The sequence below is a fragment of the Streptomyces poriferorum genome (genome assembly GCF_019399235.1).
Taxonomy (GTDB): domain Bacteria; phylum Actinomycetota; class Actinomycetes; order Streptomycetales; family Streptomycetaceae; genus Streptomyces; species Streptomyces poriferorum.
In genome coordinates, this window is sequence record NZ_JAELVH010000212.1 from 1 (window position 1) to 11,396 (window position 11,396).

8 protein-coding genes and 1 riboswitch are annotated in these 11,396 nt (G+C 71.1%); of the genes, 2 read left to right on the forward strand and 6 right to left on the reverse strand.

Annotated elements, in window-relative coordinates:
- A partial coding sequence (locus JGS39_RS28870) for a GNAT family N-acetyltransferase (protein ID WP_219572545.1) occupies positions 1-1,924 on the reverse strand: 1,924 nt, incomplete at its 3' end.
- A 173-nt stretch (positions 1,925-2,097) separates the two neighbouring features.
- On the opposite strand from JGS39_RS28870, the gene JGS39_RS28875 reads away from it, so the two are divergent.
- Positions 2,098-2,379, forward strand: a complete 282-nt coding sequence (locus tag JGS39_RS28875; protein WP_123462851.1) for an HPr family phosphocarrier protein — start codon at positions 2,098-2,100, stop codon at positions 2,377-2,379.
- A 191-nt stretch (positions 2,380-2,570) separates the two neighbouring features.
- Here the strand turns inward: JGS39_RS28875 and JGS39_RS28880 are convergent, their stop codons facing one another.
- The 4 genes from JGS39_RS28880 to JGS39_RS28895 form a co-directional block, all read right to left on the reverse strand.
- Positions 2,571-3,275 carry a GntR family transcriptional regulator gene (locus JGS39_RS28880; RefSeq protein WP_219572547.1) on the reverse strand — a complete coding sequence of 235 codons (705 nt, stop codon included), beginning with the start codon at positions 3,273-3,275 and terminating at the stop codon, positions 2,571-2,573.
- A 220-nt stretch (positions 3,276-3,495) separates the two neighbouring features.
- Complete coding sequence (locus JGS39_RS28885; RefSeq protein WP_219572548.1) at positions 3,496-4,326, reverse strand: M23 family metallopeptidase; 831 nt, start codon at positions 4,324-4,326, stop codon at positions 3,496-3,498.
- 13 nt (positions 4,327-4,339) lie between these two features.
- Positions 4,340-4,506: riboswitch (cyclic di-AMP (ydaO/yuaA leader) on the reverse strand.
- Between the two features lie 227 nt (positions 4,507-4,733).
- On the reverse strand, positions 4,734-6,116 hold the full coding sequence (locus JGS39_RS28890) for a M16 family metallopeptidase (protein ID WP_219572555.1): 1,383 nt from the start codon (positions 6,114-6,116) through the stop codon (positions 4,734-4,736).
- 26 nt (positions 6,117-6,142) lie between these two features.
- Positions 6,143-7,516, reverse strand: coding sequence for a M16 family metallopeptidase (locus tag JGS39_RS28895; RefSeq protein WP_219572550.1), 1,374 nt, complete (start codon positions 7,514-7,516; stop codon positions 6,143-6,145).
- Between the two features lie 247 nt (positions 7,517-7,763).
- On the opposite strand from JGS39_RS28895, the gene JGS39_RS28900 reads away from it, so the two are divergent.
- The gene (locus JGS39_RS28900; protein WP_219572552.1) at positions 7,764-10,214 is read left to right on the forward strand and encodes a DNA gyrase/topoisomerase IV subunit A; all 2,451 of its coding nucleotides are present in this window, start codon (positions 7,764-7,766) and stop codon (positions 10,212-10,214) included.
- Between the two features lie 24 nt (positions 10,215-10,238).
- On the opposite strand, the gene JGS39_RS28905 is transcribed toward JGS39_RS28900, so the two are convergent.
- The gene (locus tag JGS39_RS28905; protein ID WP_219572553.1) at positions 10,239-11,342 is read right to left on the reverse strand and encodes a CobW family GTP-binding protein; all 1,104 of its coding nucleotides are present in this window, start codon (positions 11,340-11,342) and stop codon (positions 10,239-10,241) included.
- Between the last annotated feature and the right edge of the window lie 54 nt (positions 11,343-11,396).

The following is an 11,396-nucleotide window of genomic DNA, read 5'->3' on the forward strand; positions in this document are numbered from 1 at the left end:
GTCCCGGTACGCGGGGGGCGGGTGACGCCGTTGCCGGGCGCTGCTGTGCCACGGTGCTGGTCGCGGCGGCCAGGGCCTCGGCGAGGCCGCCGATCTCCACATGGACCACGGCCACCGGCTTGGCGGGACCGGTGGCTGCCGCCGCATGCAGGGCCGTGGCCAGGACCTCGCCGTCACCGGACTCGGCCTCGCCGTTCTCGCCCACCCACGGGATCGCCGTCACGACGACCGCGTCGCAGCCGTCGTCGGCCAGGGCCGCGGACAGCGCGTCCCGGAAGTCCTGCGGGGTGGCGGCCGTGGTGAGGTCTACGGGCGGGCGCGGGCGCAGCCCCTCCGCCAGGCAGGCGTCGTACGTGAGCAGCCCGAGGGACTCCGAGTTGCCGAGGATCGCGACCCGCCCGCCGGCCGGGAGGGGCTGGTCGGCGAGGAGCAGGCCCGCGTCGACCATCTCCGTGACCGTGTCGACGCGGATCACGCCCGCCTGCCGCATCAGCGCGGAGACCGTCGCGTCCGGGATCCGGCTGACGGGGACCGCGTGGCCGGGCGGCGTCGAGCCGCTGTGCCGGGCGCCCTTCACCACGACCACCGGCTTCACCGCCGCGGTCCGCCGGGCGAGGCGGGTGAACTTGCGGGGGTTGCCGAGCGACTCCAGGTACAGCAGGGCGACGTCGGTGTCCGGGTCCTCGAACCAGTACTGGAGGAAGTCGTTGCCGGAGATGTCGGCGCGGTTGCCGGCGGAGATGAACGTGGAGAGCCCCGCCCCGCGCCGGTAGAGGCCGGAGAGCAGGGCGATGCCGATCGCGCCGGACTGGGTGAACAGCCCGATGCGTCCGGAGGCGGGGCGCTCGGGCGCGAGGGAGGCGTTGAGCCGGACCGCCTCGGAGTTGTTGATGATGCCGAAGGCGTTCGGGCCGATGATCCGCATGCCGTACGAGCGGGCCTGGCGCACCAGTTCGCGCTGGCGTTCGCGGCCCTCGGCCCCCCACTCGGCGTAGCCGGCGGACAGGACGACGAGCCCCTGGACGCCGTGTTCCCCGCAGTCCGCGACGGCTTCGGGCACCCGGTCGGCGGGGACGGCGACGACGGCGAGGTCGACCGGTTCACCGATCTCGCCGAGGGAGCGGTGGGCGGGTACGCCGTCGATGGTGGCCTGATCGGCGGCGAACGCGCTGTTCACGGCATAGGTGCGGCCGGTGAAACCGGCGCCCAGGAGGTTGCGCAGGACCGTCCGGCCGACGCCGCCCGGGGTGCGGCCCGCGCCGATGACGGCGACGGAGCCCGGGGCGAGCAGGCGCTGCACGGAGCGGGCCTCGGCGCGCTGTTCCCGGGCGCGCTGGACGGCGAGCGACTCGGCGGTCGGTTCGAGGTCGAGGGTGAGGTGGACGGAGCCGTCCTCGAAGCTGCGCTGCTGGGTGTACCCGGCGTCCCGGAACACCTTGATCATCTTGTTGTTGGCGGGGAGCACCTCGGCGGCGAAGCGCCGGATGCCGCGTTCGCGGGCGACGGCCGCGATGTGTTCGAGCAGGGCCGAGGCGACGCCTCGGCCCTGGTGGGCGTCCTGGACGAGGAAGGCGACCTCGGCCTCGTCGGCCGGGGCCGACGCGGGCCTGCCCTGCGCGTTGATCCGGTCGTAGCGGACCGTGGCGATGAACTCGCCGCCCACCGTGACGGCCAGTCCCACCCGGTCGACGTAGTCGTGATGGGTGAAGCGGTGGACGTCCTTGGCGGAGAGCCGGGGGTAGGGAGCGAAGAAGCGGTAGTACTTCGACTCGTCGGAGACCTGCTCGTAGAAGCTCACCAGCCGGTCGGCATCGTCCGTGGTGATGGGCCTGATGCGGGCGGTGCCGCCGTCGCGGAGCACCACGTCCGCCTCCCAGTGATCGGGGTAGGCGTGATGCGGACTCTGCTCCGGAGAGGGCTGCATGGGCAAAGCCTACGGCTCCGCCAGCGGTCGCGTGGGTGCCGGGGCCGGGGCAGTCTGAGGCTTGCCGGGCGACGGTGCGGCGCGGGTGGAAAGCGGTCCGCGGGTCGGCCGGAGCATCGCGCACTGCATGAGAGACTGGTCTAGACAACCATTGATTCGTGAAGGGCAGAACCATGGCTGAGCGCCGCGTCAACGTCGGTTGGGCCGAGGGCCTGCACGCCCGCCCCGCTTCCATCTTCGTCCGTGCCGCCACGGCCTCCGGTATCCCCGTGACCATCGCCAAGGCCGATGGCAACCCGGTGAACGCGGCCTCCATGCTCGCCGTGCTCGGGCTGGGTGCGCAGGGCGGCGAGGAGATCGTCCTCGCGTCCGAGGCCGACAACGCCGAAGCCGCTCTGGACCGTCTGTCCAAGCTGGTCGCCGAGGGGCTCGACGAGCTTCCGGAGACCGTCTGACCCCGACGGGTCATGACCGCGGGAATTCCCGCGAAAGAGCCGCGACACCCTCGACCGGGTGCCGCGGCTCTTTTGTTCCGCTCTTCGCCCCGCCCAAAAGGCGCGGGTCGCCGAATTGCCCCGCCGGAGCGAATTCGGGCAGCAGAAAGAAAGCTCTTCGAAATGCCCACTCTTTGTATACGGCCCAATTGTTAATGCCGGCCGCTCGGGGTGTTTACGGCATGTTGCGAAGTCCTCACCCGGCCGGTCCGGGCCGCGGCGGACTCCCGCCCTGGGCGGCGCAGCCGGTACTCGGCGGCGGCCCGCTCGGCGTGCTGGGCGGTCAGCGCCCGCGCCCTCTCCGCATCCCCGCGCGCCACGGCGTCCACGATGGCCCCGTGCTCGGCCCATGAATCGGCCGGACGGGCCGGGGGCTCGAGCGCGTACATCCAGGTGGTCTTGTGCCGTAGCTGGGTGAGCAGCGCGATCAGGCCGGGGCTGCCGGAGGCCTGCGCGAGCGTCTCGTGGAACCAGCCGCCGAGGGAGCGCAGGTCCTCGCCCTCGCCCCGGCGGGCGCGCTCCTGACCGAGCCTGACCAGGCCACGCAACACCTTGAGGTGCGCGTCCGAGCGGCGGTGGGCGGCGCGGGCCGCGCCGAGCGGCTCCAGTAGCATCCGGACCTCCAGGAGGTCGGCGGCCTCCTGCTCGGTGGGCTCGGCCACGCAGGCTCCGGCGTGCCTGCGGGTGACCACGAACCCTTCGGACTCCAGGGTGCGCAGCGCTTCCCGTACCGGCACCCGGGAGACCCCGTAACGCCGTGCGAGCACCTCCTCGGTGAGTCGGCTGCCGCGTTCGAAGACACCCGAGACGATGTCATCACGGATTGCCGTGCATACCGAATGCGCCGGAATGCGCATGTCCGAACCTCCGCCTTAATCCCCGCGGAACGCGGCCGATCGACGCCTGTCCTGCGACTCTATTGCAATGCGGTCGCATTTCCGACGGCGGGTGGAAATTCATGAATATCTTTTGGTCACCGGGCCGTTCCGGCACGACCGCCGCGGGAGGCCGCGGCACGCGGACACGACGAAGGCCCCGGCGTGGTGCCGGGGCCTCGATCGAGGGGTCGCGGGTCGGTCAGACGGAGACGCCATGGGCGCGCAGGTAGGCGACCGGGTCCATGTCGGAGCCGTACGACGGCGTGGTGCGGGCCTCGAAGTGGAGGTGCGGGCCGGTCGAGTTGCCGGTGGAGCCGGAGAGGCCGATCTGCCGGCCGGCACCGACGCTCTGGCCGACGGACACGCCGATCGAGGAGAGGTGGCCGTACTGGGTGTACGTGCCGTCCGTCATCCGCAGCACGATGTTGTTGCCGTACGCCCCGCCCCAGCCGGCCTCGACGACCGTGCCGGCGCCGACGGCGACGACGGAGCTGCCGGACGCGGCGTGGAAGTCGATGCCGGAGTGGCTGCCGGAGGACCACATGGAGCCGCTGGACTTGTAGCCGGTGCTCACGTACGAACCGGCGACGGGGAGCTGGAAGGAGCCGAGCCGGGTGCGCTCGGCGGAACGGGCGGCGCGGACGGCGCTCTCGCGGGCCTCCTCGGCCCGGGCGGCCTTCGCCTTCGCCTTCGCCTTCGCGGCAGCCTTGGCCTTGGCTTCGGCCTTCTTCTTGGCCTCGGCCTTCTTCTTCGCGGCGGCCTCGGCCTTCTTCTCGGCGACGTCGGCCTGGTGCTGCTGCGCGTCCGCCTGGGCGTCGATCCGTTCGGCGAGGACGTTCTCGATGGCGATGACCTGGGTGAGGCCGGTGTCGCCGACGGCGGGGGTCCCGGTGTCCGCGGCGAGGGCCGGGGAGGCCAGTCCTCCGATGACGCCGGTGGTGGCCAGGGTCGCGATGCCGACAGCCTTCGCGCCGGTGCGCGTCAGGCGGCCCGGGGCACGATGCTTCCCGGTGGCACGGGTGAACGCCATGAAGTGGCTGGTCCTTTCCTTCCTTCTCGCCTACCGGGTTAGCTGACGGGTTCGGAGCAGGAAGGTCTCCTACGGATCACCGGTCCCGTACGGGACACGGCCATCCGATTCACCCCAGGGACTGCGTGGGTCCCCGGCTCCCCAGGCTCGCGCCTGACGGGGACTCGGCGATGACTGCCCGGTACGTCACGGATGCGGCATACGAGTGGCGGACAGCCGAGCCGACGCTAAGCGGGGGCACTTCCCGTCACCAAACGGACAGGCTGTTTTGTAGCGCATCCCACAGGGCAGAAAGGCAGCCTCTCCCCCAAAGCGGACAAAACGGAAGGCCCCGGCGGAGGCTGCTCCGCCGGGACCTTCCGTCGCTCTTCCGTTTGCCCGGATACCGGGCGAGACGACCGGTGTGCTCAGCCGGTCACGACCGACACCTCACCGATGCCGAGGGCCCGGACCGGGTCGGCGATCTGCGCGGCATCCCCGACGAGAACCGTGACCAGCCGGTCCTCCGGGAAGGCGTTGACCACGGCCGCCGTCGCCTCCACCGTGCCGGTGTCGGCGAGGCGCGCGTAGAGCTGCGCCTGGTAGTCGTCCGGGAGATGCTGCTCGACCTGGTCGGCGAGGGTGCCGGCGACGGACGCCGCCATCTCGAACTTCAGCGGGGCCACACCCACGAGGTTCTGCACGGCCGTCTCGCGCTCGGCGTCCGTCAGCCCTTCGGCCGCCAGGGTCCGCAGGACCTTCCACAGGTCCTCCAGCGCCGGGCCGGTGGACTCCGTGTCCACGGAACCGCTGATGGCGAGCATCGCGGCGCCCGTGGCCCCGGAGGCGGAGTCCGGAGCCGTCGAGCGCAGCACCTGGGCGAAGGCCCGCACGCCGTAGGTGTAGCCCTTCTCCTCGCGCAGCACCCGGTCGAGCCGGGAGGTGAGCGTGCCACCCAGGCAGTAGGTGCCGAGCACCTGGGCCGCCCAGACGCTGTCGTGCCGGTCGGCGCCGATCCGGCCGATCAACAGCTGCGTCTGCACCGCGCCGGGACGGTCCACGATCACCACACGGCCGGCGTCGTCGGCGGTGATCGGCGGGACGGGGCGGGGCTCCGCGGTGTTGCCCGACCAGTCCCCGACGGTGTCGGCGAGCAGCGCGTCCAGGTCGATGCCGGTGAGGTCGCCCACGACCACGGCGGTCGCGGTGGACGGGCGGATGTGGGCGTCGTAGAAGGCGCGCACGGCCGCGGAGTCGATCCGGGCCACGGTCTCCTCGGTGCCCTGGCGCGGGCGCGACATGCGGGCCGTGGCCGGGAACAGCTCCTTGGAGAGCTGCTTGGCGGCACGCCGGGCCGGGTTGGCCTGCTCGTGCGGGATCTCGTCCAGCCGGTTGCCCACGAGACGCTCGATCTCGCTGTCGGCGAAGGCCGGAGCCCGCAGCGCCTCGGCAACGAGGCCGAGCGCCTTGGCCAGCCGGGAGGCCGGAACCTCCAGGGAGACCCGGACGCCGGGGTGGTCGGCGTGGGCGTCCAGCGTGGCGCCGCACCGCTCGAGCTCGGCTGCGAACTCCTCGGCGCTCTGCTTGTCGGTGCCCTCGGACAGGGCACGGGACATGATCGTGGCGACCCCGTCCAGACCCTCGGGCTCGGCGTCCAGAGGGGCGTCGAGGAAGATCTCGACGGCGACGACCTGCTGGCCGGGGCGGTGGCAGCGCAGCACCGTGAGGCCGTTGGGCAGCGAGCCCCGCTCGGGGGCGGGGAAGGCCCAGGGCCTGGCCACTCCGGGGGCGGGCTGCGGGTGGTACTCCATCGAAACTCCAGTCGCGGCAGCGTCGGTCACTTGTCCGCTCCTTCGTGCGCGTCGGTGTCGGTGGCGGCGGCATCCGCCTCTTCGGCGGCTTCGGCGGGCTCGACCGGCTCGTACACCAGCACCGCCCGGTTGTCCGGCCGCAGCTGGGCCCTGGCGGCCGCCTTGACCTCATCGGCGGTCACGTCGAGCACCCGGTGCACGGCGGTCAGGGCGAGCTGCGGGTCACCGAACAGCACGGCGAACCGGCACAGTTCGTCGGCGCGGCCCGCGACCGTACCGAGGCGGTCCAGCCACTCGCGCTCCAACTGCGCCTGAGCGCGCTCCATCTCCTCGGGCGTGGGGCCTTCCTCGGCGAACCGGGCCAGCTCCTCGTCGACCGCGGTCTCGATCTGCGCCACCTCGACGCCGCCGGACGTCTTGACGTCCAGCCAGCCGAGCGAGGGTGCGCCCGCCAGGCGCAGCAGCCCGAATCCGGCGGCGACGGCCGTCCGGTCGCGGCGCACCAGACGGTTGTGCAGCCGGGACGACTCGCCACCGCCCAGCACGGTCAGGGCGAGGTCCGCGGCGTCGCACTCACGGGTGCCGTCGTGCGGCAGCCGGTAGGCGGCCATCAGCGCACGCGCCGGGACCTCCTCGCGGACCTCCTCGCGCAGCTGGCCACCGATGATCTCGGGCAGGGCGCCGTCGCGCGGCGGCTGCTTGCCGTCGTGCGAGGGGATGCTGCCGAAGTACTTCTCGATCCAGGCGAGCGTGCGCTCGGGGTCGATGTCGCCGACGACGGAGAGCACCGCGTTGTTGGGCGCGTAGTACGTACGGAAGAAGGTCCGCGCGTCGTCGAGCGTCGCCGCGTCCAGGTCGGCCATGGAGCCGATCGGGGTGTGGTGGTACGGGTGGCCCTCCGGGTAGGCGAGCGCCGTCAGCTTCTCGAAGGCGGTGCCGTAGGGGACGTTGTCGTAGCGCTGGCGGCGCTCGTTCTTGACGACGTCGCGCTGGTTCTCCATGGACTCGTCGTCGAGCGCGGCGAGCAGCGAGCCCATCCGGTCGGCCTCGAGCCACAGGGCCAGCTCCAGCTGGTGCGTCGGCATCGTCTCGAAGTAGTTGGTCCGCTCGAAGCTGGTGGTCCCGTTGAGGGAACCGCCGGCGCCCTGCACCAGTTCGAAGTGTCCGTTCCCCTTGACCTGTCCGGAACCCTGGAACATCAGGTGCTCGAAGAGGTGAGCCAGACCGGTGCGTCCCTTGACCTCGTGGCGCGAACCGACGTCGTACCAGAGGCACACCGCGGCGACCGGGGTCAGATGGTCCTCGGAGAGCACCACGCGCAGGCCGTTGGCCAGACGGTGCTCGGTCGCTGTCAAGCCGCCGGAGCCGGCCTGGGCTGTGGCCGTGTGACCCATGGGCATGTACGTCCCTTCGATCGCGATACTGGTTTTACTGCGAGACCTGCCACTGTAAGCAAGCGCACCAGCACCTGGCGAAGTTCCCGTGCCGCGAAAGTTCGCGGGAAAGAGGGTTCCGAGCGCCTCGGGACGGGTGGAGAACGCCCTTTGGGACGGGTCGAGGTCCGGGTTGTCAGTGGGGCGGTCCACAATGGTGCGCGTCAGAACCTGAGGTTGCCCGAACAGAATCCGTGAAGGAGTCGCAGCAGCGATGGCCCGCCGCAGCACGAAGACCCCGCCGCCGGTCGACTTCGAGGAGAAGATCCTCGACATCGACGTCGTCGACGAAATGCAGGGCTCCTTCCTCGAGTACGCGTACTCGGTGATCTACTCACGGGCCCTGCCGGACGCCCGTGACGGCCTGAAGCCGGTGCACCGCCGCATCGTGTACCAGATGAACGAGATGGGCCTGCGCCCGGACCGCGGCTTCGTGAAGTGCGCCCGTGTGGTCGGCGAGGTCATGGGTAAGTTGCACCCGCACGGCGACGCGTCGATCTACGACGCGCTGGTGCGGATGGCGCAGCCGTTCTCCATGCGGCTCCCCCTCGTCGACGGGCACGGGAACTTCGGCTCGCTCGGCAACGACGACCCGCCGGCCGCCATGCGGTACACCGAATGCCGGATGGCCGACGCGACGTCGCTGATGACGGAGTCGATCGACGAGGAGACCGTCTCCTTCCAGTCGAACTACGACGGCCAGGAGCAGGAACCGGTCGTCCTGCCGGCCGCCTATCCGAACCTCCTGGTCAATGGCACGACCGGGATCGCGGTCGGCATGGCGACCAACATGCCGCCGCACAACCTGGGCGAGGTCATCGCCGCCGCCCGCCATCTCATCAAGCATCCGGGTGCGGACCTGGAGACCCTGATGCGGTTCGTCCCCGGTCCCGACCTGCCGACCGGCGGCCGGATCGTGGGCCTGGGCGGCATCAAGGATGCCTACACCGCCGGCCGCGGCTCGTTCAAGATCCGGTCCACGGTCGCCGTGGAGAACGTCACGCCGCGCCGCAAGGGTCTGGTCGTCACCGAACTGCCCTTCACCGTCGGGCCGGAGAAGGTGATCGCCAAGATCAAGGACCTGGTGTCGGCGAAGAAGCTGCAGGGCATCGCCGACGTCAAGGACCTCACCGACCGCTCGCACGGACTGCGTCTGGTCATCGAGATCAAGAACGGCTTCGTTCCCGAGGCCGTGCTGGAGCAGCTCTACAAGCTGACGCCGATGGAGGAGTCCTTCGGCATCAACAACGTGGCGCTGGTCGACGGACAGCCGCTCACGCTGGGCCTCAAGGAGCTGCTGGAGGTCTATCTCGACCACCGCTTCGACGTGGTGCGCCGGCGCAGCGAGTTCCGCCGGACCAAGCGCCGCAACCGGCTGCACCTGGTCGAGGGCCTCCTCGTCGCGCTCATCGACATCGACGAGGTCATCCGCCTCATCCGCTCCAGCGACAACTCGGCGCAGGCCAAGGAGCGGCTCATCGAGCACTTCTCCCTGAGCGAGATCCAGACGCAGTACATCCTGGACACCCCGCTGCGCCGGCTGACCCGGTTCGACCGGATCGAGCTGGAGAGCGAGCGCGACCGGCTCAATGCCGAGATCGCCGAGCTGACCGCGATCCTCGAATCGGACACCGAGCTGCGCAAGCTCGTCTCTACGGAACTGGCCTCGGTCGCGAAGAAGTTCGGCACCGACCGGCGCACGGTGCTGCTGGAGTCGGCCGGTTCGCAGGTCGCCTCGGTTCCGCTGGAGGTGGCGGACGACCCCTGCCGGGTACTGCTGTCCTCGACCGGGCTGCTGGCGCGTACGGCCAACGACGACCCGATCGTGTTCGCCGAGGACGCCAAGCGGGCCAAGCACGACGTGATCGTGTCGGCGGTGCCGGCCACGGCGCGCGGCGATGTCGGCGTGGTGACGTCCGCCGGGCGGCTGTTGCGGCTCGCGGTGATCGACCTGCCGCAGCTGCCGGACACCCATGCGGCACCCAACCTGTCGGGCGGGGCCATGGTCGGGGAGTTCCTCACGCTGGAAGCGGACGAGGAGGTCATCTGCCTCACCACGCTCGACGAGTCCTCACCGGGCCTGGCGATCGGCACCTTGCAGGGCGTCGTGAAGCGTGTGGTGCCCGACTACCCCGCCAACAAGGACGAGCTGGAGGTCATCACTCTCAAGGACGGTGACCGGATCGTCGGTGCGGCGGAGCTGCGTACCGGCGAGGAGGACCTGGTCTTCATCACCTCGGACGCGCAGTTGCTGCGCTACCCGGCGGCGCAGGTGCGACCGCAGGGGCGTCCGGCCGGCGGTATGGCGGGCGTCAAGCTCACCGAGGGCGCTGGGGTGCTCTCGTTCGCCGCGGTGGATCCGGCGGTGGACGCGATGGTGTTCACGGTCGCGGGTTCGCACGGCACGCTGGACGATTCGGTTCTGACGTGCAAGCTCACCCCGTTCGACCAGTATCCGCGCAAGGGCCGGGCCACCGGCGGGGTGCGCTGCCAGCGGTTCCTGAAGGGCGAGGACGTGCTGGTGTTCGCCTGGGCGGGTGCGACGCCGGCCCGGGCCGCGCAGAAGAACGGCGCACCGGCCTCGCTGCCCGAGGTCGACCCGCGGCGCGACGGTTCGGGGACGCCGCTGGAGAGCCCGGTCGCGGTGATCTCCGGCCCCGTGTAGGCCGCAGGCCCGGCGGATCCGGCGCTACGCGTCGTCGTCGCCGGGCTGTCGCACGTATCGCAGGACGCCCCACATGGCTCGCTCGTGTGGGGCGTCCTGCGCCGTTTCCCGTCCCGGCTCCCCCGCAGTCCGGCAGCCTTCCAGTTCCTTGCGCAGGGCGTCGGCGTCGATGCCGGAGCCGATCAGGACAAGCCGCGTCAGCCGCGGCTCGCCGCGCGTCCAGGGCTTCGGCACGAACCGCAGGAACCTGCCGACAGCGTGCACCGCATAGGCGTTGTCGACGTCGCCCGCGCCGAAGTCGACGTAGCCCTTGATCCGGTAGAGACCCCCGGGACGCGAGTCGAGGAACTCCATCAGCCGGCGGGGGTCCATCGGCACGTCGGACGTGAAGTCGACGCTCTCGTACGCCGTGTGCAGATGTGCCCCGTGTTCGTCACCGGACTCCCGCGCGCGCTCCTCCAGGTACAGGTCCTCGAAGGTGAGCTGGCGCGCCTTCTCCTCGCCGTCGGGCCGCAGCGCCGGATCGAAGAGCAGTTCCGGGTCGATGCGTCCGTATGTGGCGGGGATGACGGCAGCCGTGCTGCCGGTCGCCTCGACGGCCTGCCGGAGGTGCGCGCGCTCCTGCTCACCGGCCCGGTCCGTCTTGTTGAGTACGACGAGGTCGGCGACGGCCAGGTGCCGGTCGATCTCGGGATGGCGCTCCCTGGTCGCCCCGAACTCGGCCGCGTCCACGACCTCGACCAGTCCCCCGTACACGATGTGCGGGTTGTCGCTGGCCAGGAGCATCCGTACGAGTTCCTGGGGTTCCGCGAGCCCGCTCGCCTCGATGACGATCACGTCGAGGCGGGCGGCGGGGCGGGTCAGGGTCTCCAGGTAGGTGTCCAGTTCGCTCGCGTCGACCGCGCAGCACAGACAGCCGCCGCCCAGCGAGACGGTGGAGCCGACCTGCCCGGAGACGGTCATGGCGTCGATCTCGATGGACCCGAAGTCGTTGACGATCACCCCGATGCGGTTTCCCGCGCGATGGCGCAGGAGGTGGTTGAGCAGCGTCGTCTTGCCGGATCCGAGGAAGCCCGCGAGGACGATGACGGGGATCTGCCGGCTGCGGGGCGGGGGCGACGCGTTCAACGGGGGCCTTCCTGCGGTGTCACACGGCCGGGACCGGCTGGAGCGCCAATATCC